The organism is Mangrovimonas sp. DI 80 (assembly GCF_001975575.1).
In the GTDB taxonomy this organism is placed as follows: Bacteria; Bacteroidota; Bacteroidia; order Flavobacteriales; family Flavobacteriaceae; genus Mangrovimonas_A; species Mangrovimonas_A xylaniphaga.
Map to the genome: position 1 here is coordinate 1277527 of NZ_MSDT01000002.1, position 26979 is coordinate 1304505.

General features: G+C 39.6%; 18 protein-coding genes and 1 tRNA gene. 9 read left to right on the plus strand and 10 right to left on the minus strand.

Features of this window, described 5'->3' with window-relative positions:
* Nucleotides 1–113: 113 nt before the first annotated feature.
* A complete protein-coding gene (locus BKM32_RS06240; RefSeq protein WP_083702104.1) occupies nt 114–1970 on the plus strand; it encodes a helix-turn-helix domain-containing protein in 1857 nt (618 codons plus the stop codon).
* A gap of 53 nt (nt 1971–2023) precedes the next feature.
* Here BKM32_RS06240 and BKM32_RS06245 read toward each other — a convergent pair whose 3' ends face one another.
* Both BKM32_RS06245 and BKM32_RS06250 read right to left on the minus strand, forming a co-directional pair.
* Complete coding sequence (locus tag BKM32_RS06245) at nt 2024–3352, minus strand: DUF5723 family protein (protein ID WP_076662988.1); 1329 nt, start codon at nt 3350–3352, stop codon at nt 2024–2026.
* 264 nt (nt 3353–3616) lie between these two features.
* Entirely contained in the window at nt 3617–4009 is a 393-nt protein-coding gene (locus BKM32_RS06250; protein ID WP_076662989.1) for a hypothetical protein, read from the minus strand.
* Between the two features lie 249 nt (nt 4010–4258).
* Between BKM32_RS06250 and BKM32_RS06255 the strand changes: the two genes are divergently transcribed.
* Together BKM32_RS06255 and BKM32_RS06260 are read left to right on the plus strand one after the other, a co-directional pair.
* On the plus strand, nt 4259–5584 hold the full coding sequence (locus tag BKM32_RS06255) for a T9SS type A sorting domain-containing protein (protein WP_076662990.1): 1326 nt from the start codon (nt 4259–4261) through the stop codon (nt 5582–5584).
* A gap of 320 nt (nt 5585–5904) precedes the next feature.
* Nucleotides 5905–9942, plus strand: coding sequence for a pectinesterase family protein (locus BKM32_RS06260; RefSeq protein ID WP_076662991.1), 4038 nt, complete (start codon nt 5905–5907; stop codon nt 9940–9942).
* Between the two features lie 141 nt (nt 9943–10083).
* Here the strand turns inward: BKM32_RS06260 and BKM32_RS06265 are convergent, their stop codons facing one another.
* From BKM32_RS06265 to BKM32_RS06280, 4 genes are all read right to left on the minus strand, one after another.
* Nucleotides 10084–10434 carry a DUF2200 domain-containing protein gene (locus BKM32_RS06265; RefSeq protein WP_076662992.1) on the minus strand — a complete coding sequence of 117 codons (351 nt, stop codon included), beginning with the start codon at nt 10432–10434 and terminating at the stop codon, nt 10084–10086.
* 131 nt (nt 10435–10565) lie between these two features.
* Nucleotides 10566–12233 carry a formate--tetrahydrofolate ligase gene (locus BKM32_RS06270; RefSeq protein ID WP_076662993.1) on the minus strand — a complete coding sequence of 556 codons (1668 nt, stop codon included), beginning with the start codon at nt 12231–12233 and terminating at the stop codon, nt 10566–10568.
* A 215-nt stretch (nt 12234–12448) separates the two neighbouring features.
* Nucleotides 12449–13774, minus strand: coding sequence for an adenylate/guanylate cyclase domain-containing protein (locus tag BKM32_RS06275; RefSeq protein WP_076662994.1), 1326 nt, complete (start codon nt 13772–13774; stop codon nt 12449–12451).
* Nucleotides 13775–13831: 57 nt separating this feature from the next.
* Nucleotides 13832–14656 (minus strand): PAS domain-containing protein, encoded by an 825-nt coding sequence (locus BKM32_RS06280; RefSeq protein ID WP_083702105.1) that lies wholly within the window; start codon nt 14654–14656, stop codon nt 13832–13834.
* Between the two features lie 268 nt (nt 14657–14924).
* On the opposite strand from BKM32_RS06280, the gene BKM32_RS06285 reads away from it, so the two are divergent.
* Complete coding sequence (locus BKM32_RS06285; protein ID WP_053976985.1) at nt 14925–15257, plus strand: DUF2853 family protein; 333 nt, start codon at nt 14925–14927, stop codon at nt 15255–15257.
* 54 nt (nt 15258–15311) lie between these two features.
* Here the strand turns inward: BKM32_RS06285 and polA are convergent, their stop codons facing one another.
* Entirely contained in the window at nt 15312–18152 is a 2841-nt protein-coding gene (gene polA, locus BKM32_RS06290) for a DNA polymerase I (RefSeq protein WP_076662996.1), read from the minus strand.
* Nucleotides 18153–18277: 125 nt separating this feature from the next.
* The gene (locus BKM32_RS06295; protein WP_076662997.1) at nt 18278–18559 is read right to left on the minus strand and encodes a hypothetical protein; all 282 of its coding nucleotides are present in this window, start codon (nt 18557–18559) and stop codon (nt 18278–18280) included.
* A 173-nt stretch (nt 18560–18732) separates the two neighbouring features.
* Between BKM32_RS06295 and BKM32_RS06300 the strand changes: the two genes are divergently transcribed.
* From BKM32_RS06300 to BKM32_RS06310, 3 genes are all read left to right on the plus strand, one after another.
* Nucleotides 18733–20145 (plus strand): aldehyde dehydrogenase family protein, encoded by a 1413-nt coding sequence (locus tag BKM32_RS06300; protein ID WP_076662998.1) that lies wholly within the window; start codon nt 18733–18735, stop codon nt 20143–20145.
* A 104-nt stretch (nt 20146–20249) separates the two neighbouring features.
* Nucleotides 20250–21476, plus strand: a complete 1227-nt coding sequence (locus BKM32_RS06305) for a metallophosphoesterase (RefSeq protein WP_076662999.1) — start codon at nt 20250–20252, stop codon at nt 21474–21476.
* 108 nt (nt 21477–21584) lie between these two features.
* On the plus strand, nt 21585–21881 hold the full coding sequence (locus tag BKM32_RS06310) for a co-chaperone YbbN (RefSeq protein ID WP_053976990.1): 297 nt from the start codon (nt 21585–21587) through the stop codon (nt 21879–21881).
* 6 nt (nt 21882–21887) lie between these two features.
* Here the strand turns inward: BKM32_RS06310 and BKM32_RS06315 are convergent, their stop codons facing one another.
* Both BKM32_RS06315 and BKM32_RS06320 read right to left on the minus strand, forming a co-directional pair.
* Nucleotides 21888–22550, minus strand: coding sequence for a polysaccharide deacetylase family protein (locus tag BKM32_RS06315; RefSeq protein ID WP_076663000.1), 663 nt, complete (start codon nt 22548–22550; stop codon nt 21888–21890).
* A gap of 48 nt (nt 22551–22598) precedes the next feature.
* Complete coding sequence (locus BKM32_RS06320; protein WP_076663073.1) at nt 22599–25916, minus strand: DUF2723 domain-containing protein; 3318 nt, start codon at nt 25914–25916, stop codon at nt 22599–22601.
* Between the two features lie 152 nt (nt 25917–26068).
* Here BKM32_RS06320 and BKM32_RS06325 point away from each other — a divergent pair.
* Together BKM32_RS06325 and BKM32_RS06330 are read left to right on the plus strand one after the other, a co-directional pair.
* A tRNA-Gln gene (locus BKM32_RS06325) sits at nt 26069–26141 on the plus strand.
* 162 nt (nt 26142–26303) lie between these two features.
* Nucleotides 26304–26690: a hypothetical protein gene (locus BKM32_RS06330; protein WP_076663001.1), complete on the plus strand. Its 387-nt coding sequence runs from the start codon at nt 26304–26306 to the stop codon at nt 26688–26690.
* Nucleotides 26691–26979: the final 289 nt, after the last annotated feature.

Here is a 26979-nt window from a genome sequence, read left to right on the forward strand (position 1 = left end):
AAGCAATGCAGGTCAAAGCTTTTTTTAATTTTTAGTAATTTTAGAATCAGTACATTAGCTGAGTTAGGGAACTGGTTTGCAATCATTGAGATTGTTTAAAGACATGTGGGGATATGGATCCGCTGATATCAATGAACCAAGCTTTTATTGAAAAGCTATATGGGATTTTAGAAGAGAACTATCAGGATGAGAACTTTGGAGTGAAGGAGTTGGCTTCAGGGGCTGGAATTAGCAGGTCTCAATTGCACCGAAAATTGCAAACTTTAAAAGGAATGTCGGCCAGTAAATTTATCAGGTCGTTTCGTCTTGAGAAAGCACACACGCTTTTGGAAAATAATGTCTCAACCGTTTCCGAAGTGTCCTATGCTGTTGGGTTTAACAGTCCTTCCTATTTTATCAAATGCTTTCACGACCATTACAAATGTTCTCCAGGTGAATTGAAATCCCACAGTTCAGATAAGTTTGGAGACGGATTGAAAGAAAGACTATTGCCCGATGAGCGTTCTTCCAGTGTAGGTCAAAGAATTTGGGTAGCACTAATGGCTACCTTTGTGGCCGGCTTGGTTATTTTCAATTTGTGGTATATCAGTCCCAAAAATCAGCCATTGTCCCTGGCGGTGCTGCCCTTTAGAAATTTGAGCGAAGACCCGTCCAACCAATATTTCTCCGATGGTATTATGGACATGATCACGAGTCAATTGTCTCATGTAGATGGGCTAAATGTCATTTCCAGGACTACCATGGAACATTACAGAGGAACTACCAATACCATCCCTGAAATTTCAAAGGCGCTCAACGTGTCCTATATATTGGAAGGTAGTGTTCAGCGGTATGCCGATAAAACACAAATTATCCTTCAGTTGATAGATGCCAAGGAGGACAGGCATCTTTGGTCTCAAAATTATGAGCGGGCCTATGAGGATATCTTTGAGTTGCAGGGTGCGATTGCTCAGGACGTGGCCAAACAGCTTAAAGTGACTATTGGCCCAAATAAGGATAGAATACATCAAACTAACGCACCTAAAAATTTTGAAGCCTTCAATACCTATTTAAAAGGACGCTTTTTTTGGCACCGGCGTACAGAGGAGGATTTGAAGAAAAGCATTTATTATTTCGAAAAGGCTGTTGAGATAGATCCTCAATATGCCTTGGCCTATGCCGGTTTGGCTGATGCCTATTTTATCATGGTTTGGTGGGGTTGGTATGATGTGGAAACGGGGATCGCTAAAGCCCGAAAGTATGTGGATATGGCCTTGAATTTAGATTCCAAGGACGCTTCTGCCCATGCCACTTTAGGGGGGATTTTAGCTTGGTATGATTGGAATTGGGAAATGGCAGAAGAAGAGTTGAAAAAGGCAGTTTCCATAGATCCTCAGTATGCTACGGGTCATCAATATTATGCTGAGTTGTTGGACATTTTGGGAAGAAATAGAGAGGCAAGGGAGCAAATTGACCTGGCATTAAAGTACAACCCCAATTCGCGAGTTGGAAATAGCATAAGCGCCATGGTGTTTTACAATACGGGCAATTTTAAAAGAGCTTTAGAAGAACAAACTAAGTCGGCAGAAATTTCTGGAATACCGGACTATACTTTCTGTATGAAAAATTTAATGCGGTTGGACGATCAAGAACAGGCGTTGAACTGTTTCAAGAAAATGGAATCGGGCAATGAAGATGATATGGCGGAAATTGATCTGTTGTTTAAAAATGGAGGTATGGAGGCGGTGTTAAGGGCCTATGCCGATCGTTTAGAATTTAAAAGTGGGGAACCTTACTATAAATTGGGAACTTTATACTGTATGGCTAAAAATTATGAAAAAGCTTTGGAGTGTTTGGAGAAGAGCTATGAAGCTAGGGAACTTTTGATGCCACGAATGAAAAACAATTACGATTTTAAAGAACTAAGGAAGGAACCTAGATTTTTAAAGTTGGTTGAAAATATGGGGCAGCAAAAAAACTTTGAGGAGTGATTTTAATATGTGGGGGATAAAAAAAGTGCCCCAATTTTGGGGCACTTTTGTCTTTATTGATAAATAGGGATTTTAAGTCCTAGATAAATATCTGCCGTTTTGGTCGATTTTGAAAAGGCATTGGAGAGTAGGGAGCCAGAGCCTACCATTAGGGGACCTGCTCTTAGACCACAGCCCCAAGCAAAGTTTCCGTATTCCCTAAAACTCGCCGGCAGATAAAAACTGAACCATTTAATTTCGTATCGCGGGGCAATAGTTATTGTATTGATAATACTCGATGCAGTGGAATTGCTTTTGTCGGTTAGAGAAAATGAGCCTTGTACGCTCACAAATAATGATTTTACAATACTATAATCTGCTAAGAAATGAAGGGCAGTTGGCAATTGTATTTTACTGTCTGTAAGCTTTTCTGAGTAATCGTAATATTCGTCAAGAATTTCTTCTACTTCTTTGTCCTCAAACTCGTCGGTATTTACTATGTTGTTCAAATCATAACTGGTTTCTGTTGTGCCTTTGTACGTTACCGAACCTATATCTGTAACCGATAGGCCTACTTTTAACTTGTAGTCCTTAAGTTTTTTTGAGGTGGAGTCTATAACTGCTTTTGGGCGCCATTCGTATGTGGCTCCAATATCGGCCCCAAATCCGGCACTTAAATTGGATAAATCCAAATCGTCAGTATCGAAATCTAGCGTGGAGGCATAGTTAAGATTGCCGGTTGTAGTGAGTAGGTTGGTATCTGCGTTATAGTGGCCTTGTATTTGATCGGCGTTTATGTAGGTGCTTCCTGCTCCTTGAATATATTTTAAGGTGACTCCTGCCTTTAGGAAGTGATGCTCTTTGTTTAGTAGTATAGTTCCATAACTAAGGCCATATTCTCCCCAAAAATGTGCGGTGCCATTCAAATCGTTGATATTGATGTCGATATCTTGGTCGTCCTCAAATCCGTTTTCCAAATCGTCAAAGAGTTTACCATTCATATTGTGGAGATTCAAAAAGATTCTTGCCCTTGTAGTGATGGCTATACTGTGTTTTGGGGCTATGTTCATCATGAAGGAAGGACCCAATGCATCCATATTAAGGAAAAAATTATTGTTGTTGCTGGCTGTGGTATTGGAATCTTCTTCAAAATCGAATTCTCCATTACTTTTAAAAAGGTCTTTAAAGTTGAAACTTAAATAGTCGCTTCCTGCAAAGGAGCTAAAAGAAAAGAAGTTGATATCCGTTTTAAAGGGAGAATCCACAACATTAGAAGGGTTAAGTAAGACACTGTGGACTCCAGCGTAATTGTCAATATTGAAACCTACATAGTTTTGGGATTGCATGGAAAAGTTAGTAGCAAGTCCTAGAAAAAGGAATGCAAACAAGAAAAGTTGTTTCATGAGGGTTTTTGTTGGTTGATAGCGGCCAAATATATTAAAAGTTTTGAAAGTGAAATATTACAGGTGTGAAAACTTTACATTAAATTTTTTTAGTTGAATCCATTGGCCTCTAACTATATCGAAGGAAATTTTAGTGTTTTAAGGAATAGTTGCTTTGTAAGTAAATGGGAGAAGGGAAGAGGCATTGTTTTTTGGAAAGGGGGGAGTTTTATTTAGGTAAGAATATAAAAAAATCCCTTGCTCGAAGTAGCAAGGGATTTTATATTATAAAACCCATTTGGCTAATTTATATTTTCGCTTGAAAGGCTTGATTTCTTTGTTGATTTTCTTTTTGTAGGATTTCAACATATCGTCATTTCCAAAGGCACTTTCAAGGACGCCATCCCGTTGATTTTTTCTATTCGTCAGTTTTTTAATCTTGGTATCATCGTCGTCATCTCCACTGGCAATGTCCATAATGTCCTGAACATAGCTGCGATTTTCTGACTCAATTTTGTCTTTGAGTTCAGAGGAAATTCCTAAATCATTCCCTGGATTAAGGGTAGAAAGTAAATCTGACGAAAATTGGGCCGAAGGCTTGGAGATGGTTTGGGCCTGAAAACTAAATGAAATAAGGGTGAAAAGTATCACTCCAAGGTACGTTACTTTGGTGCTCATAATAATTGATTTTAATAGTTTCTTAAATGTAATCAATTAAAAATCAGCAAACAACAGTTTGTTTTTTATTCTTAAGCCGTACTCTTCTAAAGTGATAGAATCTCATTTTAACAACGCTATTAGGTCCTTGGTATTGGAGAATTGAATATTATGTCTTAATTTGGTAATCGATTACATTGTTGAAATAGTAACGAAATGCTTTCTAGGCTATGGCATTGTGATTCCTTCCTAATTTAATTTGATATACTCATGAAAAAACGATTACTTTTTGCTGCCTTATTGGCGGGTATGTTCTATGTGAATGGGCAAAATTATTATATGGAATCGCCGGAAGGCTTTGGGGCTGCTGCTACTGGAGGTGGGAGTGCTATTCCTATTACGGTTACTACTTATACAGCTTTGAAGACGAATATTGAGGCGGCTGGTCCCAAAGTTATTTTGGTTTCTGGGACGATCACCATTCCGGAAGGTCAGCAAATTAGTAAAGTGGTGACCGATAAAACTATTTTAGGGTTGCCGGGTGCCAAATTGGTGAACAATAGCCAGACTCAAAGTGGTTCAGGGATTTTGAACTTGAAAAATGGATCGAATAATGTAATTATAAGAAACTTGATTTTTGAAGGTCCGGGGGCTTATGATGTGGATGGACGTGATAATTTAACGGCCGATGGTTGTACCAATTTATGGGTGGACCATTGCGAGTTTCAGGATGGTGTGGATGGCGATTTCGATATTAAAGGAAATTCAGATAATGTGACGGTGTCTTGGTGTAAGTTTACCTATTTAAAGCCTGCCGTTCCAGGTGGTCCAGGGGGATCTAATGACCACAGGTTTTCCAATTTGGTGGGTTCTAGCAGTACCAATGCTCCTGTAGATGGACATTACAGTGTGACCTTTCAAAATTGCTTTTGGGCAGATGGTGTGAAGGCCAGAATGCCCCGAGCCAGAAATGCCGAATTGCATATTCTAAACTGTTATGTCAATACAGATGTATCGAGTTCTACAGCCTTGGGATTGGGAGGAGGTATCAATGATCTTACCTGCTATGTGGAAAATACAGATTTTGCGAATGTGGGCAATGTGTACCAAAATGCTAGTTCCGACGGAGGAACCGTGTCCTTGGTATTTGACAACTGCTTAAATGGCGAATCTAATGTTGGCACAGTTACGGCGCCTACGTATAGCTATACCGTGATTGAGGTAGAAGATGTTGCTGAGGTGATTAGTAATGAAAGTTGTGGTGCTGGAGCTACTCTTGATATTACTGATACAGGGGAAATTTCCTCCTCTTGTGATAATCTGGGCCTTCAAGACTTAGAAAGTATAGGGGTAAAGGTATATCCAACGATTGTGGAAGATATGTGCTATATCGAATTCCCATCCAAACTTAATGGAAATGTGTCCATAGAAATTTTTACTGTAACAGGACAAAAATTGGATGCCCTTCCAAATACTCATGAAATGGATGGGCTAGAAAGATACGCCTTAGATTTGAGTCAATTTTCTAAAGGTATGTACATATGTAAACCTCAAATTAATGGAAAAACTGAAAGCTTCCGTTTGATGAAACGATAGAAAATAGTTTAAAAACCCTTGTAAACCCTAAGACGAGTTCTTGGGGTTTTTTTATCCCGGATTAATATATTGGTTTTTTTGATATGTGATAAATGTGAAATTCACACTTTTTTGAGTGATATTTTTTGATTATAACAATTTTGTAATATATTTACGTAATCGATTACATTAATTTTAAGTAGTTGTCGACCGTCTTAAAATCTTATCGATTCCCCTTATTAATTGGCTAAACCTACCATTGTTGGTGAAGAATGTCACAAGTTAATGCCAGTCATTGACTTGACGTTTTTTGATAATTAACTAGAACAAATTGTTACTACATGAAAAAACATTACTTTCTTTTGCAATTGTTCCTTTTATGTGTTGTAGCTGCCGTTCAAGGGCAGACCACGACCAGCTACAATTTAGGGGGCCAATCCACCTTTACCAATTCGGGTAATCAGTGGGATCCTGTGACTTCTACCACAAGTCCAGATGGGAACGTTAGAACCCAAGCCGCGACAAGTTTGTGGCATAGTGCCGGATATGGCATTGCCTTCCAAAATGGGAATTCATTGGAAATAGACGTTACGGGAACTTGTACCATCCGATTTTATGGATCGGTTTATAGTGCAGGAACCTTAGATGGCGGTACTTCCCTAGGGGGAAACGATCTTGGCACTTTAGATGTAGATATGGATGCATATCCAGAAATGGCAGACCAAACGGGGTATTATGAATACAGTTATACGGGAGGGGCTGGAACCCTATATTTTACATTTAGTGGTTCCAATGCTTACACTCCGGCTATAGAGGTCACCTATCCCTATACCATTTATAATTTGGGAGACCAATCTACTTTTACCAATACTGGAGTACAATGGGATCCCGTAACGTCTACCACAAGTCCTGACGGAAAGGTAAGAACCCAAGCGGCAACATCTCAGTGGCATAGTACCGGTTATGGGGTGGCCTTTAAGGAAGGAAACTCATTGGAAATTGATGTGGAGGGAACCAATACTACGGTTCGCTTTTACGGATCGGTGTATAGCTCGGGTACCATGAGTGGAGGAACCACCTTGGGAGGTAACGATTTGGGAGTTATGGACGTTGATATGGATGCCTACCCTGAAATGGGAGACCAAACAGGCTACTATGAGTTTACTTATGTGGGAGGAGCTACTACCTTATATTTTACATTTAATGGCTCCAATGCTTATACGCCTGCCATTCAGGTGACCAATCTTCCTGCGTCTATCATTATGACAGATGTTTGGGATTTTGGGGCAGAACAATTTGATGAGGTTTTGTATAATAATCATTTGAATGAAGAAGTAATCAATGCTTGGTATGATGGTGTAACTCCAGGGACAAGTGGTATAAACCTACCGTCATTTTCAGCTGGCGATTTGGGCTATGTTACCAATGGCACCAGCGATCGTTTAAGAACTACCAACACCAGTATTACCCGTTGGGATGAAAATATTGCCAGTTCAACTAATTTCACTGGAAGAGTATACGTTAATTCTGGAGCTAATACGAATCGTTACTTGACGCTTAATTTACAGGAAGATGATGAAGTTACCATTCATGCCAGAACAGATTCAGGAGGAAATATCAATTTTGAATATGCCGCCGACCCGGCTGCCCAAAAAGATGAGGTTGAAATGCCTGCCGCAGAGGTAGAACTGCAATTCGTGGCCCAATATGCGGGAGAATACCATGTATATGACAATATAGGAAAGCCTAGCTATTTTAGGGTTTTAAGAAAAGCAGCCAATTACATCACCATTACAGGAAATGTAGATACTACTGAAGCACCTGGGATTCCAGAGGGTTATACCGTACAATATACCAATGAGGCAGGTAAAATGTATGAAGCCGTAGTGACCGATGGAACTTACAGCATTGAGGTGCCTGCACCTTATACTTATGCCTTAAGTTTAGGTGGCGCCAATGGGTATGTCATTACCAATGGAGATACTGTGGAGGTAACTGAGGAAAGCACTATGCATGACATTACGGTGTTACAAGTAGACTTATACAATTTAAGTGGTGCTATCACTGGATTGTCAGACCTTTCAAATTTGGAATTACATTTCACCCCAGATCCATTAGTGGAAACCATTTACCAACCAATAGTTACCGTAGATCCAGAAGCTATGACCTATTCGGTTAATCTTGAAGCCGATTTAGAATATACCATTTCTGCAGAAGGTGTTAACGACTATGAGATTTTGGATAATACCATTACTATAGGAACTGCAGCTGCGACTTCCGATGTCAATTTCACTTTAAAACCAGTATATAACGTAAGCATTACTGCTCCAGATTTGGATGCTGAGCAAATGAGTGCTTTGAGTTTGACCTTTACCAATAATAATGAAGAAGGCTATACCTATACTTTTGCCGATGTTACTATTGTAGCTTTACGTAATGGGGTTTATAGTATTACATACGATGGATTGGACGCCTATCCAATTGAATTGGCCTTAACTTCCAATATAACTGTTGATGGAGCCGATACTTCTAAGGAACTTTCTTTTGATCCTGTAAGCGAATGGCTATTCGATGATAAAGTCATTTCCAATGCAGCAGCTTATAAAGGATTGATTTTTTCAGGAAGTGTGAGCGTAAGAGGAGATCACAGTCCACCAGACTTGGTAGCCTCTACTGGAGCTACTATTGCAGTGCCAATTGCTGTTGGTCAAAAAGTGATTGTAACCGATTACTACCAATCTAATTATACCATTGAAGATGGCGATGTAGTAGCCAATACTTCTGGAAGTACCAGTTCTAGCGTGGTTTCTGAATATGTATATGAAGGAACAGTAGATGGTACGGTGACGATTTCGGTAGGTGGAACTTCTTATTTCCGCTCTATTAAAGTGGTAGATATCGTAGCTTATAGCGCTGTGATTACTGTGGGAGTTGATAAGGATTACCAAACTATTAACGCTGCTTTGGATGCTGTAGCCAATATGGAACGTCCAAATAATGAATTGGTGACCATTGAGATAGATCCAGGTAATTATGAGGAGATGTTGGTGGTGTCAAGCCCTAATGTCACTCTAACGAATGTATCATCTACTCCAAGTATCGCAATTCTGAACGAAGGTGTGGATATAGATGCCAATGCTGTTCGTATTACCTCTTATTATGGACAGAAATATAACTTCTTTAGTCAAGGCACAGACAATAAATGGAGTGCTGAGGCTTTGGCGGTAAATACTGCCAACGGATATACCAATTATGTGAACCAAGAAGGCACTGGAGGAGGAAGTTCCTATTGGAATGCCACCGTAGTGATTACTGCCGAGGATGTGACTTTCGAAAACATCATTCTGGAAAACTCTTTTAACCAATATATTTCTCAAAAGGAATCGGAAGATACGGTATTGGCCAAAGCACCAAGTGAACCAACTCGTCCAACCGATTATGGAAACACAAGTGTGCAGGATCGCTCGGCTGGTTTTGTAACCCAGGCTGCTGCTATCGGGATTGCCAATAGTGCCGATAGAATAATTTTGAACAATTGCCGTGTTATTGGTCGTCAGGATTCTTTCTATGGAGCATCGGGAGCTCGTGTAGCGATTTACAAAGGTGCCATGATGGGAGCTGTGGATTATCTGTTTGGAGGAATGACCGCTGTGTTTTACCAAACCGATTTAGTATTAAATACCAGTGATTCCAGTAACGATGCAGCTTATATCACGGCAGCACAACAAACCAGTGGAAGAGGGTTTTTAATGTATGAATGTCATGTAGTATCGCCAGTACCAGGTGTGGAGACGGCTTCTACTTATGGTTCTAAACCTGGGTATTTTGGACGTCCCTGGGCACCGAATACCAGTGAAGTTGTGTTCTACAATACGACTATTGACGAGTCAACATATCCAGGATCAGAAGGCTTGTCCTTGATTGCACCAGCTGGTTGGACCAATAGTTTGGGAGGAGAGTCGTCCATGATGTATGAATATGGTACTATTGAAAATGCTGAAGGAGTAGATAACTCTGAGAACCGTGCGGCATGGTCTACGGTGTTGACCACAGCAGAGTTGACCGATGGCACTGCCATCAATACTCTTAATTTTACCCAAGGAAATGATGGTTGGGACCCTTTTCCGGAATTAGACGGCTCATTGGGAATTGAAGATGACATTATGGAAACTGCGGTTACCGTGAGAGCTTACCGTCAGCAGTTATTTATTTCCAATGTGTCTTCTGCAACTCAGGTAAAAGTGTATGCTTTAACAGGTGCCTTAGTACATGAGTTTGAAACCAATCAGGATACGTCAATAGATATTGCGAATGGTCTTTGGATTGTAAACTTAAATGCTCAAGATGGTTCAAAAACCATAAAATTGATAGCACATTAAAAGTTAGTTGTTTTAAAAAATAGGCAGGATCAATTAGTATGGTAAACAATCCTGTTTAGACTGTGATTTGTTTTAAAAAGCTCCAAAATATTTTGGGGCTTTTTTGTGTTTTAAATCGAGAAGATGAAAAGAGAGGTCTTTTTAAGTTCTCAAAATCTTTTCCATAGCCCTTCCCTTGGCCAATTCATCAATAAGTTTGTCCAAATACCTAATTTGTTGCATGAGATCTTCTTCAATTTCTTCTACACGGTAACCACAGATAACACCTGTAATTTTGGAAGCATTGGGGTTGATTTCGGGAGCTTCTGCAAAAAAGGTTTCAAAATCCGCCTTGGTATCTATTTGCTCCTGAAGTTCGGTTAGGTCATATCCCGTAAGCCAACAAATAATGGTGTCTACTTCCTCTTTGGTGCGGCCTTTTTTCTCTGCTTTGGTAACATAGTGGGGATAGACGCTGGCAAATGCCATTTTATATATTCTCGTGTTTTTCATGATCTTTTGGTTTTGTTAACAGTGTTGGATTTGGTAATAACAAGATACACAATAAATGGTTCAAGTGAATTAAGGCAAACAAAAAGCCCAAAATTTATCTTTTTGGGCTTTTCATTATTTAGTAATGCGGTTTAAAATAGGCCTTCAATGTTGCCTTCGGCATCTATGGTTATAAGTTCTGCCGAAGGTGTGGCTGGCAATCCTGGCATTCGCAAAATGGCGCCGGCAATTGGAATGATAAATCCTGCTCCTGAAGCAACTTCAAATTCTCTAATATTGATATCGAAGTTTTCCGGGCGGCCCAGTTTCTTTTCGTCATCACTCAAACTTTTCTGCGTTTTAGCCATACAAACCGGAAGGTCTCCAAAACCAAGCGCTTCAAAGTGCTTCATTTGATTCATTGCTTTATTGGAAAGGATGACATGTTTGGCTCCGTAAATGGTTCGGGTAATTTTTTCCATTTTGGTTCTGATGGAATCCGATAATTCATAAGTGTGGCTGATTTTTTCGGTGCAATTTTCAGCAGCTTCAACCACTAATTTTGCCAAATCGGTACAACCGTCACCTCCTTTGGCCCATCCATAGCTTAGGGCTACAGGTACTCCCATTTTCTCACAGTGTTCAAAGAGCAATTGTTTTTCAGCTTCGGTATCACTATCAAAAGTATTTATGGAAATCACCACAGGTACCCCGAAACTTTTCAAACTGTCCACATGACGTTCCAAATTTGGGAGTCCTTTGGCAAGAGCTTCGGTGTCTTCTTGTGTCAATTCCGACAAGGGTTTTCCTCCGTGGTATTTTAAAGCTCTAATAGTGGCTACCAATACAACAGCCTTAGGTGAGAGTCCTGCATTTCGGCATTTGATATTCATGAATTTTTCGGCCCCTAAATCGGCACCAAAACCAGCTTCGGTGACTACATAGTCGGCAAGGCTCATTCCCATTTTTGTGGCAAGGATTGAGTTGGTACCTTGTGCTATATTGGCAAATGGGCCACCGTGGATAATAGCAGGTGTTCCTTCCAAAGTTTGAACTAAATTGGGCTTAATGGCATCTTTCATCAAAACGGCCATAGCACCGTGGGCGTTGAGGTCTCTGGCGAAAACTGGTTTCCCTTCCCAAGTATCTCCTATATAAATGTTGCCCATGCGTTCTGTAAGGTCTTCCAAACTCGTACTCATACAAAGGATGGCCATAATTTCGGAAGCAGCCGTAATGTTGAAGCCTGTTTCGCGAGGCACACCACCCGCTTTTCCTCCCAAAGCGCCAACAATATTGCGAAGGGCTCTGTCGTTCATGTCCATACAGCGTTTCCAAAGTACTGTTCGGGGATCAATTCCTAAACTTCTGGTTTTACTTTGGATGTTATTGTCTATTAGTGCTGCCAAAAGGTTGTTGGCTTTTTCTACGGCGTGGAAATCTCCCGTAAAATGTAGGTTGATGTCTACCATTGGGATTACTTGGCTCCATCCACCTCCGGCGGCACCACCTTTAATCCCAAATACAGGGCCTAAACTAGGTTCGCGCAAAACGGTTACCGTTTTTTTGCCAATTTTACTCAGGCCATCGGCCAAACCAATAGAAGTAGTCGTTTTTCCTTCACCGGCAGGGGTTGGAGTAATGGCAGTAACCAAAATTAAATTGCTTTGGTCAACCTTGTTTTGGTCAATAAGGTCCAAAGGAAGCTTGGCCTTGTCCGATCCGTAATAATCCAGTTGAGATTCGTCGATATTTAGTGTGGCTGCAATGTCGCGGATATGCTTTGGGGCGACGCTTTGCGATATTTGAAGATCCGTCATTTGTAATGGTCTTTTATGTATTATTGAGTTATGAACTTAAGGTATAAAGATACTTAAAAGCCTATAAAAAGAAGGGGGATAAAGGAGGTTTTATAAGAAGAAATACTAAACATTTTGTATTGAAATCCCTTTTATAGAAATGCAATAGCTGCCCTATAGCATCCCCATATCAACCCTATGGATACCTTATGGGAAGTGTATGGAGAAAAATGGCTTTAAGCGTATTTTTTCATTTCGGTGGTAATGATGGTCAAGGCCTGTTCCCAAGCTTTTAGTAATTGCCCACTGCTATAATCGCCCAATTCTTCTTCTATGGTTTCCAAAAGTGAAGATAAGACCACTGGATAATGGGCTTCACTAACCCCATATCTGGCATGACTTTCGCCTAACATTTTAAGACCTAACGTAAGATGTTCTGGCCGACTCATAGAATAGACGATACCTCCTAGCATATGGGTGAGCAACCGCCCTTGGGAAGCCATGTTATTTTTGAAAAGGGCTCTAGCTTCCGGAGCTTTTTCAAATACCCGATTATAAAACTTGGTAGCAAAGGCCTCTTCATTGCGTAAGATGTAGTCTAGGGAACGCTGCAGTTCCAATTGAATATCCATTTCCTTGAAACCTTTCAGTTCGTAGAGTGTGGTTTGGTGTTCATGGCCGTCCATTTGTGGGGTAAAGACTTGTCCTGTTTCCAAAGTGCCTTCGGGTAATCCTTTATAAATAGATTCCGAAATCAAAATATTCGTCATGGCTGTTTTGTTAAAGGATTGGATACGGCTGGCCGTATTAACAGGGTCGCCAACTACGGCAAATTGCTTATGTTTTGGATGGCCCAAGTGGCCAATGTAGGCTTTTCCAAAATTGATGCCTATGCCAAGCTTAATGGTGACATCAAAATCTACCAATTCAAATCTGTTGAGTCGTTCAATCGCATACTGCATACCTAATGCCGCCCTTACGGCATCTTGGCAATTTTTGTTCCGAAGGCCTCCTGAAACCCCAAAAAGACCTATGATTTCATCGCCGGCATATTGATAGATGACACCGTTGTTAATTAAGATAGGATCTCCCAATACAGTATAGAACCGGTTAAGAATATGAGCAACATCAAAGTTACTGTTTTCCGAGGCCATTTTGGTAAAGCCTCTAATATCGCAGAATAAAATGGCAATAGCACGTTCTTCTGCCGAACCTTCAGGAACTGTTTCTAATTGTAATTTGTTGACTTCGGCACTGGTCCAAACCAAACGCTGAATACTGACATCTCCTTTTGGATAGCATTGACAGGCCAATCTAATGGAAGGATCCCATTTTCTGATACTGGCTACTTCTTGCTCCTTAAGGGTTCTAGGCGTAAGGTTGTGCAGACCGTCCAAAACCCGAATTCGGCAGGTGGTACATAAACCATTGCCTCCACACTCGTGCATGTGCGGTATTTGGTTGTTGATGGACAGTTCTAGGAGTGTAGAGTCAGGATCGGTGTGTACAATCTGTTGGTTGATGCCAGTATAGGTAACCACGGGAATCTTTACATTAGCCATGTTAGAAAGCTTTGTTTCTTATAAAGATACTAAAATATAATATGCTGATGTACAGTTTTAAAAGTCTCTAAAATGCCGTTTGCCTTCTTGGGCTTTTTGGAATTCTGATTTGCTCAAAATGTTTTCGTTAAGTACCATGTCTGTCCTTATTATGGAATCCAAAAAAGAATTCATAATCTTTGGATTGTGGCGCACTTCGTCATTAATATAGTTGTAGTCTATGTTAATGCATATGGCGCCAATCAAGCCGTCTTTTTCTTTATAAATAGGAATGGTAGTGCATTTAAATTTCCGGGCACCAATATTGAGTTCGTAATTGATTTTGTCTTCGTTATGCGAATTGCGTCTTTTTAGGTCCAATACCAAATTGGTGGCGGGTGCTTCTATATTGCGACCAGTGACATTATTCTTGATATAGTAAAGAGCTTTGGAAGGGTTGGTAAGGTTGTGAAGTAGAATCTCAATACCAGAATCTGGGAAACTATCCCCAATATGTTGTACAATGCGTTTGTAGTTTTTTAGATAATTAACCGATTCATCCAAAACTTGATCGCCTTTATATTTTTTATACAATTTATAATAGCGCTTTCTGAACGGATTTTTCAAAAGGTGTTTTACATTGTTTTGTTCTCCAATAAGTACCAATTGTCTTCCTGCTTGGGGATTGGTTTTTTGAAGAAGTTCGCTCACGGCCTCATTAAACAAATCTAGATCGAAACACAGCAAATTGTCTTGGTTCACTTTAAAAGGATAAAAAGGATAGTCTTCAAGAGGCGTGCCTTGTTGCTGTTTACGTTCCCTAATGCGTCCAATAATGTAACCAAAACCAAGCATGATTAAGGAAGCAACAATGCTCAGGCCAATATTGAGTAAACTTTCCATAGTGTTTATGAGTTGTGGTTGGAGATCTTTGGTTGGATTTTATGCTGTTTAAATTACAAAAAAGTTTAAAACTGAAAGTGTTAAGTCTAAATATCAGTGTGTGAATGAAATTTTTTAAGATGAAAAATGGACCTGTCCGTTAAGCAAAAGTTAATTAATCGGGAGGGTTAAAAAATAGATGAAAAGGGATTGAGGTAATGTGCTGTAAATTGTTTAATTTATCCTATCTGTTTGAAAATCAATTATTAATCCATAAAATTTTAAGAACATGAATGACGTAGAAGCAAAATTGTCAGAGCTTAAAGAAATTGCTGTCAGCCAACTGAACAAATGTGGTGTGAGTGATATTGACCATGCCCAATTGGACGGTTACGTAAATAGTTTGAAAACTATGGTAGACAACCACGATGCATCCTTGGTAGCAGCCCAGGATCCATCGGAGTTGGAAACGGTGCGTAGGAATTTTGTTGAAAAGAAGTTGGGAATCACCGATAAGGACAAGGCCATGGCTGCCATTACAAAGGTTGCCGAAACAATGTCTGAGTTTAAAAATAAAAACCGGCCTGCATTTTATTATCTAGTAGCTAAAGAATTGGGCTAGAAAATTCATCCGGAAAAGAAAAAAAGCTATCGAATTTCGATAGCTTTTTCTGTATTAGTGGGCTTCCAGCCAATTGTCTCCTGTGTCTAAATCAACCACCAACGGCACTGCTAAGCTGTAGGCACTTTCCATTTCAGTTTTGACCAAGGTTTTGATGGTTTCCAATTCTGGTTTGTACACATCAAATACCAATTCATCATGTACCTGTAATAACATCTTGGTTTTGTAATTGCCTTCTTCCAATTTCTTGTAAATATTAATCATGGCAATTTTAATAATGTCGGCGGCACTTCCCTGTATAGGAGCGTTCACAGCATTACGTTCTGCGCCACTTCGCACCACCGCATTTCTAGAATTGATATCTTTTAAATAGCGGCGTCTTCCCAAAACGGTTTGTACATAGCCATGGTCTCTGGCAAAATCTACCTGCTCACTGATAAATCTCTTTAATTTTGGATAGGTAGCATAATAAGTATCTATCAATTCCTTGGCTTCGCTTCTTGAAAGATCGGTTTGGTTGCTCAAACCAAAGGCAGACACGCCATAAATAATTCCAAAGTTGACGGTTTTGGCATTGCTACGTTGTTCTCTGGTAACTTCTTCCAAAGGCACATTAAATACTTTTGAAGCTGTTGAAGCGTGAATGTCTTCACCATGTTTAAAAGCGTTGATCATGGTTTCTTCTTCACTTAGAGCAGCAATTATGCGTAACTCAATTTGAGAATAATCCGCAGCCAAAAGGGTGTAGTCTTCGTTGCGTGGAATAAAAGCTTTACGAACCTGTCTACCGCGTTCCGTACGGATTGGGATGTTCTGCAAGTTAGGGTTGTTACTGCTTAAGCGTCCTGTAGCAGCCACGGTTTGCATATAATCTGTATGCACTCTCCCAGTGGAAGGTTCTACCTGTAGAGGTAGGGCATCCACATAAGTGCTTTTTAATTTGCTTAGGCCGCGGAAATCCAAAATATGTTGAATGATTTCATGGTCTTTGGCGAGGTAGGACAGAATATCTTCGGAAGTGGCATATTGTCCTGTCTTGGTCTTCTTGGGTTTGTCAATCAATTTTAATTTGTCAAAAAGGATATCTCCCAATTGCTTTGGAGAGGCAATATTGAATTCTTCTCCAGCCTCCGTATATATTTTTTGCTCCAAATCGGCGATGTCCTTATTAAGTGCTTCCGAAAGTTGCTTCAGGAATTCTTGGTCCAAATTAATGCCTTCCAATTCCATGGCAGCCAAAACCCGTAAAAGTGGTACTTCAATATCATCGAAAAGAGCTTGTGTATTGGCAGCTCCCAATTCTTTGGCAAAGTGTTCTTTTAGTTGTAGGGTAATGTCGGCATCTTCAACAGCATATTCCGTTTGTTTTTCCAGAGATACCTGTCGCATGGATAATTGATTTTTACCTTTTTTGCCAATAAGACTTTCAATGGAAATAGGCGTGTAGTTGAGATAGGTTTCAGCCAACACATCCATGTTGTGACGCATGTCTGGGTTGATGAGGTAATGAGCCAACATGGTGTCGAACAGTTTGCCTTTTACCTGAATATTGTATTTGGCCAAAACCTTAATATCGTATTTAAGGTTCTGACCTATTTTTTCAATAGTGTCGTTTTCAAAAAACTCTCGGAACTGCTCAATCAATGCTTGGGCTTCATCGCGGGCTTCGGGAAAGGGTACGTAGAAACCTTTTCCTGTTTCCCATGAAAATGCTATTCCCACCAATTCTGCCGTTAAAGGATTGATGCCTGTAGTTTCGGTGTCAAAACACACCGAAGTCTGTTGCATCAAGTTTTTGATCAATAGTTTTATGGCCAAAGGCGAATCGGCACTTTGATAAAAATGTGAGGTAGAAATCGAGGTGTTTCTGGAGAATTCAGTTGTTGGAGCAGATGAACTGGAATCGTCTCCAAAAAGAGAAAATTGACCTGCGCCAGCCGTCGTTTGTTTTGCTGAGGTTGTAGTGGTGGTATTGCCTTCTGCAGAGTTGTCGGCAGAGGTAGTGTCTGCTTGAGCAGCAAATGTTTTAATAAAATTGTCAATCAGCCTTCTGAATTCCAATTCCTGAAAAATGTTCTTTACCGCTTCAACATCGGGTTCAGACATTTCAAAATCGGTTTCACAGAATTTCACAGGCACATCCAGCATGATGGTAGCCAGTTTTTTGCTCATAAGGCCAAGTTCTTTGTTGGCTTCTATTTTCTCCTTCATTTTTCCCTTTAGCTCATGGGTATTGTCCAAAAGGTTTTCCATGCTGCCAAACTGGGCCAAGAACTTTTTGGCTGTTTTTTCTCCTACTCCTGGAAGCCCTGGGATGTTGTCCGCAGAATCTCCCATCATTCCCAAAAAGTCAATGACTTGCAAAGGATCATTCACTTCAAATTTTTCTTTCACTTCGGGAATTCCCCAAGTTTCATAGCCGCCGCCAAATACAGGGCGGTACATAAAAATATTGTCTGAAACCAATTGGGCGAAATCCTTATCTGGAGTGACCATAAAGGTTTGGTAGCCTTGTTTTTCTGCCTGTTTTGAAAGGGTTCCTATGATGTCATCTGCTTCGTATCCTTCTTTTTCCATGATAGGAATATGCATGCATTTCAGGATTTCATGGATATATGGTACCGCAATCCTGATGGCTTCTGGTGTTTCGTCACGATTGGCTTTGTAGGCCTCAAACATCTCCACACGGTCGGTACTACCACCTTTATCAAAACATACGGCCAAGTGGTCTGGGCGTTCCCGTTTGATAACATCCAAAAGGGAGTTCATAAACCCTAATATGGCAGAGGTATCCACTCCCTTGGAGTTGATTCTTGGGTTTTTGATAAAAGCATAATACCCTCTAAAAATCAGGGCGTAGGCATCGACTAAAAAAAGACGTTTAGGTGCTGACATGTATTTGTTTTTGAAAGAACTTCAAAACTACGAAAAGTTAGGGGCGAATAGAAATGTGCGTTGAGATTATTCCAGAAAAAAACCGAAGCGTGAACTTCGGTTTTCTCTTTTTGGCCGGTAATGCATTAGCAAAGCTTTATGGACTTCGCCTTGATTTGGAGGCTTTTCTTATAAGCTTTCACGCTAATGATATCATTACTTTTTCTATAGTTGAGGTCTAAAACCTGAGCCTTGATGGCCGATTTTAGCTCTGTACCTTCTTTAATCTCTTTGGTGGATTCGGTTTTTTCGACCGAAGTTTCCTTAATTATTTTAGTATCTTGTTGTAAGTTTTCAGTAGTATTGTTTTGTCCAATTAACATGATTGGTAGAAAGCCTAATACTATAAGTGCGATAACTTTTTTCATGACCTAAAAGTGGGTTTTTGTTTGTAATGCAAGTCAAAGAAACATAACTGATACGGTTACAGTAAATTAATTAGATGAAAAACGTCGATAAATGGATTATCTGACAAACAGCACCAAAAATATCGATGAAATGCACCTTAGAGCCTTCAATCTTCTAAATTAGATCACAGTAAATGCTACAATCCGCTGCCAATAAGTATGATAGCTTGTTTGAAAAACAACAACAGAATCAATTCCATTTAGGAAATACCAATTACAAAACCCGAATTCAAAAGCTGAAAAAACTACAAAAGGCTATAGAATTTAGGTATAGGGAAGCAATCCAAAAAGCTCTGTACAATGATTTTAAAAAGCCATTTGCAGAAACCGATCTTACGGAAATTTATCCAGTGGTAAGCGAAATCAAGTTTGCTTGTAAAAATTTAAAGCAGTGGTTAAAACCTCAAAAAGTGGAAACTCCATTGGCGTTGTTGGGGACATCGTCATGGTATCAACATGAACCCAAAGGTGTCTGTTTGATTATGGCGCCTTGGAACTTTCCGTTGAATCTAACATTGGGGCCCTTGGTATCAGCCATTGCTGCCGGGAATACCGTGATTTTGAAACCTTCGGAAATGACGCCGCATATTTCAAAAGTGATGGAAGAAATCATTACAAATCTATTTCCAGAAGAAGAGGTAGCCTTGGTGCAGGGAGATGTAGAGGTGTCTCAGGAATTGTTGAAACTGCCCTTTAATCATATCTTTTTTACAGGGTCACCCGGAGTGGGAAAGTTGGTGATGAAAGCCGCTTCCGAACATTTAACGTCGGTTACCTTGGAATTGGGAGGAAAATCGCCCACAATTATAGATGAAACCGCCAATCTAAAACTGGCTGCAAAACGGATTGCCTGGGGGAAGTTCATAAACAACGGGCAAATTTGTTTGTCGCCAGATTATGTGTTGGTCAAAGAATCGGTAAAGGATGATTTTGTTGCAGCCTTAAAACTCCAGTTAGAAGAATTTTATTCTAAGAATCCGCACGAATCATCGGCTTATTGTAGGGTGGTAAACAGAAAACATTTCGATAGGTTGGTTGGGCATTTGGATGATGCCAAGAACCGCAAGGCTAGTTTTGATATTGGAGGAGAAGCTATAGAGGAAGATTGCTATATCGCTCCCACAGTGGTTAGCAACTTGCCTGATGAGGCAAGTCTGTTGCAAGAAGAGATTTTTGGGCCTATTTTGCCTATTAAAACCTATAATAAGGTTGAGGATATTTTGGAATATGTCAATGCTAAATCCAAACCGTTGGCGCTATATATCTACAGTAAAAACCAACGCTTTATAGACCAGATTTTAAATAATACCAGAGCTGGGAGTACCGCAATTAATGCCAATGTACTGCAATATTCCAATCATTATCTGCCATTTGGAGGAAGTAACACCAGTGGCATTGGTAAAAGTCATGGGTATTTTGGGTTCCAGGAGTTTTCAAACCAGCGGGCGGTTTTAAAACAGCATACATCAGGAGCCATTGAACTGTTGTTTCCTCCGTATACGTCCTTAAAGCAAAAATTAATCAATATGACCATTAAGTGGTTTTAATGAACAGCTCATTTTAAAGTATTAAAATCTTAAGGTATAGTTAAATATGCTTCGGTGGATGGCAATACCATTAAAATGAGGTTATCTTTGGGCAAATTTGAATTATGGTTCGTTGGATTATTTTCGGCATTGTTTATGCGCTATTGACTGCTTATGGTTTGCAGGCCATTAAAACAATTTTTAAATATAATTGGGTGCAATATGTCTTCATTGCCATTGCCCTTCTAGTCTTGGGGAATTTTATCTTCCAATTTGTTGCTGGCCCGGAAGGTCGGGTATTGACACAGTCCAAGAGTTATGCCTTTGGATTTTTGTTGGTGTTCATGTCTTTTAACATTGTAGTGGTTCCCATTCTTTTGGGTGAAGATATACTTAGGTTGATTTTTGGAGTGTATGATAAATACGCCTCAGGAAAAGAGTCTTTATATATCCCCTCTAGGCGAAAGTTTGTAAGTCAGTTAGCACTCAGTTTGGCAACCATTCCGTTTTCATCCTTATTGTACGGTATGTATAAAGGGAAGTATGATTATAGAGTGTTGAAATATACGCTACATTTTGAAGATCTTCCCGAAGCTTTTGACGGCTATAGGATTACTCAAATTAGTGATGTTCATAGTGGAAGTTTTGATGATAGAAACAAGGTTGCTTATGGTATCGATCTAATCAAAAAGCAGGAGAGTGATATGATTTTGTTCACCGGCGATATGGTCAACAATAAGGCTGAAGAAATGCATGATTGGAAGGATTTGTTTGGACAACTCGAGGCTAAGGATGGTGTGTATTCGGTGTTGGGAAATCATGATTATGGAGATTATGTGGAATGGAATTCTGAAGCAGATAAACATGCCAATTTGGAAGAATTGAAGCAAATCCAAAAGGATATGGGCTTTGATTTGTTGTTGAATGAAAGCCGTTTTATAGAACGAAACGGGCAGCGTTTGGCACTTGTTGGCGTTGAAAATTGGGGGAGAGGGCCATTCAAAAAAGCAGGCGACCTTAAAAAAGCAGTGCAATCTGTTGATGAAAATGACTTTAAAATATTGATGAGTCATGACCCATCCCATTGGGAAGATGTCGTGGTTCATGATGATTATCATTATCACTTAACCTTGAGTGGTCATACCCACGGCATGCAATTTGGGATTGAAATCCCAGGTTGGGTGAAGTGGAGTCCTGCCAAATGGCGTTATAAATATTGGGCAGGTATCTATGAACAAATGGGCCAATACATTAATGTCAACCGCGGTTTTGGTTATTTAGGTTTTCCGGGGCGCACGGGTATTTGGCCAGAGGTAACTGTCATTGAGTTAAGAAAAGGTAAAGTATCCTAATTTTTATTGAAAGAATTAGTATAAACCTTACAATTTTGATATGATATTGTTTAAATTGGGAAAATATATGTAGGTTTGTATAACTGATTTGGCCTAAAACAATTATGTATGTCAAAATTTGGGGAATTAATAGATGTTGATATCCCGGTTCTATTGGATTTTTTCACAGAATGGAGTGAACCATCTATCGCCATGCACCCTGTACTAAGGGATGTGGCAGCAGCCCTTGGAGATAAAGCCAAGGTTATCAAAATTGATGTCGATAAAAATAAGGAGCTTGCCGATGCCCTTAGAGTAAAAGGTCTACCTACTTTGATCATCTACAAAAATGGTGAGATGAAATGGCGTCACAGTGGCGAGCAAGATGCCAACACCCTTATCGGTATTATTCAAGAATTTATTTAAGAATCTCTATAGGGATTTAAAAGTATATCCCATTTGTTTGAAGTGCTCCAGAACTTTTGGAAGCACATAACTCATATTTCTGTTTGCCTTTACGCTATCGTGAAACACTACGATGCTTCCATCTTTTGCTTTTGAAGTTACATATTCCAAACACTGTTCTTTGGAAATGTCCTTGTCCCAATCATAAGAAATCACGTCCCACATGATAATTTTATAATCCTGTGCAAGCAATCGTTCGGTTTGGGAAGGTTTTATTTTGCCATAAGGAGGTCTGAATAATTTAGGTGCTAAAAGAGAAGTTTTGCTTAGGCCAATTTGGTCACTTTCGGTATCTATGATCTGTTGGGCCTTTAATGTGTTTTCGAGATAGTCTTCAGTTTCGGTTTTCCAGCCTTTAAGATGGTTGAAGGTGTGGTTGCCAATACGGTGTTCTTCATCTAAAACTTTGTGGAATATCTCAGGATATTTTTTGATGTTATCCCCAATGCAGAAGAAGGTGGCTTTGGCATCAAATTGTTTGAGAATGTCCAAAGTCCATTCAGTAATTTCTGGGGTAGGACCATCGTCAAAGGTGAGGTAAATCGTTTTTTCGCCGGAAGGCATGTCCCAAACATAGTTTGGGAACATTCGCTTCACTACTTCCGGTGTTTTGATGGGTGCAACTTTCATGATAGGGTGTCTTTAAAAAGCAATCCCAAGAGGCATGATTTGTTAGCCTTATTCTTCCAGTTTCAACATGCTGTCGATGGTGTCCACAGCAATATCTTCATCTTCAATCAAGGATTCTACAGCAGGTTCTTCATCTGTAAAGTGCCCAAAAAGTTTCAAATAATTGTTAAATTTTTGGGTTTCTTCCATCGCAAAATCTTTGTCGTTATAGATTACCAAGATGTCTACCAAACTTCTGTACCGTTCAATATCCGTAACAATTTCATCCAAATAACGCGTTTGGTTTTCTATACTCAAGCCACTGTAGTAAGTAAGTTTCTCTTGGTATTTTTGAGAAACCTCCTTGTAGAGTTTACGACCCTTTTCTTTTTGTCCCATTTCATAGTAGGCGCTAATGTAGGGTTCCAATAAGGTGTAATATCCGTAAATGTCTACTGGCATTTTTTCCATGGCCAAATCGGCAACTTTTTCGGCGCGCTGGTAGTCTTCCTCATTAATCAACTGTTCGATAAGTCTGGCAAGGTTTCCGCGGTAAGTAATTCCGTTTTTACGGGTTTCTACATCGTGGTAAATATCGGTCCCACTGTTACCCCAATCCCAAGACATTACTTTGTCGTACATCAAATCGCTATCTACGCGGCCCATGTCAAATGGATTTGCTCTGTCTACAGGAGTTTTTATAGGAACCAATTTATAACATAGACCATCCAATTGCAGGTAATCTTTCATCCAGATATAATCTTCGTCTCCAAAAGCTCCACCCGTGAAATAGATTGGTCGTTCCCAATTGTTATTGGCAATAATATCCAACATCATCAACCTGTTTTTATAGATGGCTCCAGAAGTGATGCGCACATCTATATAAGGCACAATCTTGTCGGCATCTTTTTCCTTAACAATGCCATTTTTCAAAACAGCTTCCTTATCAACAGGAATTCTGATATTCTCCGTAGGGAAGTAGTTTGAATTCAATAAGTTTTCAGGGTAATAACTTGGATCTTCACCATCTTGCTGTAACCTATACTTAAATTTAGCTTTAGGACTGTCGCTAGTGATAAAGTTCAAAAAGTCTTTAATTGACACAGTATCGTCAGAAATTCTTCTTTTTATAATAACATCTCTGGTACCATATTTATACTTGTCGTGTGTAAGTTGAGAAGGGATTGGATCACTCTCATAAGCCTTTCGTTTCATTTGGTCGATATACCAATCTGTTTGGAATAAACTGGTGTTCACTACTCGCACATCGGTGCGGATGCCTTCAATTTCCTGGGCATACCAAAGTGGGAAACTATCATTATCTCCAATGGTGAACAAAATAGCATTAGGCGCACAAGATTCTAAATATTGCGCTGCCATGGCCTGTGCAGTACGTTTGTTGGATCTGTCGTGGTCATCCCAGTTGTTGGCAGCAAGAATAGCTGGAACCAATACTAGACACACAGTGGTAATTACAGGTGCCAAGAACTTTGATTTGGTGAAGTTTTTCAATAGATCATAAAGTGCGTACACTCCAAATCCTATCCAAAGGGCAAAAACGTAGAAAGATCCTACCACCGAATAATCACGTTCTCTAGGTTCAAAAGGTCTTACATTGGTATAGAACTGAATGGCCAAACCTGTAAACAGGAAGAATACCAACATGGTCCAGAAGGTTTTCTTGTCTTTGTTCAACAGAAACATAAAGCCAATGAGTCCTAATATAAATGGTAGGAAGTAATAGGTGTTACGTCCTTTATTGTTCAATATATCGCTAGGAAGGTTGTCTTGGGACATGCCTAAATGTAGTTCGTCAATAAAGTTAATACCACTGATCCAATTTCCGTGGAGGTCATCAAATTTCCCTTGGATATCATCTTGCTTCCCTACAAAGTTCCACATAAAATAACGCCAGTACATATAACCAAGTTGGTATTCCAACATATAGCTGATGTTTTTTCCCAAGGAAGGCTTTTCGATATCCAAGAATTGTTGTCCATACTGTTTTAGGAAATTGTGATAGCCTTCATAATCGATACGGCCTTCGGCAACACGTTTTCTAAAATCATTCACCAAGGCACGTACCTCATTTTCCATTTGGTACTCTGGTTTGATCTTGAAGTCCAAGAGGCCTGTAAAGCGCATGTAGTTTTCGGCATGCTCTGTACTCCACATTCTAGGTAATAAAGCGGCCTGTGTGGAGTTGTAATTCTGTTTGGCGTTCTTATAATTGTTTACAACAACATATTTGCCTTTTTCAAGGTCCTTTTCATATTTTGGCTTGTCGTCAACAAAAGGTTGGTTTTCGTCATACCCCGTATACTGGTCTGTAAACAAGGGTCCATAGAAAAGGTGAGTTTCGGGATATTGCTCAAGGTTATAATAGGCCAAAAGCTCTCGGGCACTGGAAGGGTTGTTCTCATTAATAATGGTATTGGCATTGGCTCTAATAGGAAGCATCAACCAAGATGAAAATCCTATAATTATAAAGGTAAGGCATAGGATGCCAGTGTTTAAATGCTTATAGCCTTTGTCACGGGTATATTTCAGTCCAAAATAAATCAAGGCAATCAACACAATACCCGCAATAATAGATCCTGAATTAAATGGTAATCCAACAGTATTTACAAAAAATAACTCTGAGGCACTGAAGGCTCTCATGATATTTGGAGCCAATAATTTAAAGATGAACAATAAAATGGCAATAGCAACGGCATTGGCAATGATAAAATTCTTAACTGTTACAGTTTTGTAGTTCTTAAAGAAGTAGATCAAACCAATGGCAGGAATGGTCAATAACCCCATAAAGTGAACCCCAAAGGAAAGCCCAATGATAAAGGCAATTAAAATGAGCCAACGGTTTCCTCTAGGAGTATGCATATCCTGTTCCCAGCGTAATCCCAACCAAAACATTATTGACATGATAAGGGTAGCCATGGCATAAACCTCTGTTTCAACAGCATTGAACCAAAACGAATCTGTAAAGGTAAAAGCAAGGCTTCCTACCAAACCACTCCCCAAAATAGCCATTGCAGCCTGTTGGGTCATGCCTTCTTCATCTTCTTTTACCAATTTCTTCAATAATAAGGTAATGGTCCAAAACATGAATAAAATAGTGAATGCACTGGAAACGGCACTCATCATATTTAGCATCATTCCTACCTGTGAAGGTTCTAATGCAAATAAGGAGAAGAACGCTCCTAGCATTTGGAACAATGGCGCTCCAGGTGGGTGTCCAACCTGCAGTTTTGAAGAAGTTAAAATGTATTCTCCAGCATCCCAAAAGCTTACGGTGGGTTCAATGGTTAAAGCGTAAGTGATAAGAGCTATTGTAAAAGCGATCCATCCCAGGATGGTATTCCATTTCTTGAAGTTGAAATGTGTCATAAGATGTTGTCTATTGTTGCGGACGAATTTAGTAATAAATATGATAAACACTATGGCTTTTAGGTAAACCTTAGGTTGATTGAAAATTTTTTTAAAAAAACTTTTGCGCATGTCAAAGATTGTATTAAATTTGCACTCGCAAAACAAAGCGATGGCCTATGGTGTAACTGGCAACACGTCTGGTTTTGGTCCAGAAGAGTCTAGGTTCGAGCCCTAGTAGGCCAACAAAAGCCTCCCGATTTAGGGAGGCTTTTTTGTTTCATGGTGTTTTGTGATTTGTTTTCCGGTTTCATTGCATTGAAGTATTCTTTCTAAGGAAAATAATGTTGCTACTCCCTTGTGTCCATTTTCTGTTTTTAACATCTTTGGAGGTTTTAATTTCTACTTATGATAAAGACATTTGTATTTCTATGTTCATTTTTGGTATTATTTTTTTCCTGTTCAAATGATGACTTGGATAATGTAGTTGGCAGTTGGAAAGCAGTCGAGAGATATTACGATGGTCACTTGGTGCCTCTGGCCTGTGTTGAGCACAAATATTTAAAGGTTGAAGAAGACGGTGTTTATAGTTGGAAATTTAAAGATGCTGCTGCAACGCCGGAAAGTTGTTATTCGGATCCGGACTATAAGTCATTGTGGAAGAAAAATGGTAATGGCTATGAATTTTATACTAATCCGGGCAATTATTTATTAGGTATAGGGACTGTTGTGAATGAAGAATTGATTGTTGATTATCCTTCCATTGATATCAAAATAGTTTTCACTCATTATTAAAAGATGTTTCTTCATTCGGAATAATGGTGGGTGAATAGAAGTTTTTCCTGTTTCGGTGTATCGTTTATATATAAGGTGAGGGGTATTTTGTGTTCTTTGTATACATTATATATAGTATGTATTCAAAAGGGGCTACAAGGAAACGTGAACACGTCACTTCCTATAAGCTATAAAATAATTGCGCACCCAAGCGCTTCAATTCCAGTCCTCTAAATTCATTTTTTCAAAATATTTCCCGAAAACCCAAAAAAAGGCTTGCAGATATCCAAAAAGGAGGTATATTTGCAGC

Excerpts from the sequence above, each read along its gene's own strand:
- BKM32_RS06265 (WP_076662992.1), bottom strand. The coding sequence starts at position 10,434 with ATGAAAAACACGAGAATATATAAAATGGCATTTGCCAGCGTCTATCCC.
- BKM32_RS06280 (WP_083702105.1), bottom strand. The coding sequence starts at position 14,656 with ATGGAAAGTTTACTCAATATTGGCCTGAGCATTGTTGCTTCCTTAATC.
- BKM32_RS06305 (WP_076662999.1), top strand. The coding sequence starts at position 20,250 with ATGGTTCGTTGGATTATTTTCGGCATTGTTTATGCGCTATTGACTGCT.
- BKM32_RS06285 (WP_053976985.1), top strand. The coding sequence starts at position 14,925 with ATGAATGACGTAGAAGCAAAATTGTCAGAGCTTAAAGAAATTGCTGTC.
- BKM32_RS06310 (WP_053976990.1), top strand. The coding sequence starts at position 21,585 with ATGTCAAAATTTGGGGAATTAATAGATGTTGATATCCCGGTTCTATTG.
- polA (WP_076662996.1), bottom strand. The coding sequence starts at position 18,152 with ATGTCAGCACCTAAACGTCTTTTTTTAGTCGATGCCTACGCCCTGATT.
- BKM32_RS06275 (WP_076662994.1), bottom strand. The coding sequence starts at position 13,774 with ATGGCTAATGTAAAGATTCCCGTGGTTACCTATACTGGCATCAACCAA.
- BKM32_RS06300 (WP_076662998.1), top strand. The coding sequence starts at position 18,733 with ATGCTACAATCCGCTGCCAATAAGTATGATAGCTTGTTTGAAAAACAA.
- BKM32_RS06245 (WP_076662988.1), bottom strand. The coding sequence starts at position 3,352 with ATGAAACAACTTTTCTTGTTTGCATTCCTTTTTCTAGGACTTGCTACT.
- BKM32_RS06270 (WP_076662993.1), bottom strand. The coding sequence starts at position 12,233 with ATGACGGATCTTCAAATATCGCAAAGCGTCGCCCCAAAGCATATCCGC.
- BKM32_RS06320 (WP_076663073.1), bottom strand. The coding sequence starts at position 25,916 with ATGACACATTTCAACTTCAAGAAATGGAATACCATCCTGGGATGGATC.
- BKM32_RS06255 (WP_076662990.1), top strand. The coding sequence starts at position 4,259 with ATGAAAAAACGATTACTTTTTGCTGCCTTATTGGCGGGTATGTTCTAT.
- BKM32_RS06260 (WP_076662991.1), top strand. The coding sequence starts at position 5,905 with ATGAAAAAACATTACTTTCTTTTGCAATTGTTCCTTTTATGTGTTGTA.
- BKM32_RS06330 (WP_076663001.1), top strand. The coding sequence starts at position 26,304 with ATGATAAAGACATTTGTATTTCTATGTTCATTTTTGGTATTATTTTTT.
- BKM32_RS06315 (WP_076663000.1), bottom strand. The coding sequence starts at position 22,550 with ATGAAAGTTGCACCCATCAAAACACCGGAAGTAGTGAAGCGAATGTTC.
- BKM32_RS06250 (WP_076662989.1), bottom strand. The coding sequence starts at position 4,009 with ATGAGCACCAAAGTAACGTACCTTGGAGTGATACTTTTCACCCTTATT.
- BKM32_RS06295 (WP_076662997.1), bottom strand. The coding sequence starts at position 18,559 with ATGAAAAAAGTTATCGCACTTATAGTATTAGGCTTTCTACCAATCATG.
- BKM32_RS06240 (WP_083702104.1), top strand. The coding sequence starts at position 114 with ATGGATCCGCTGATATCAATGAACCAAGCTTTTATTGAAAAGCTATAT.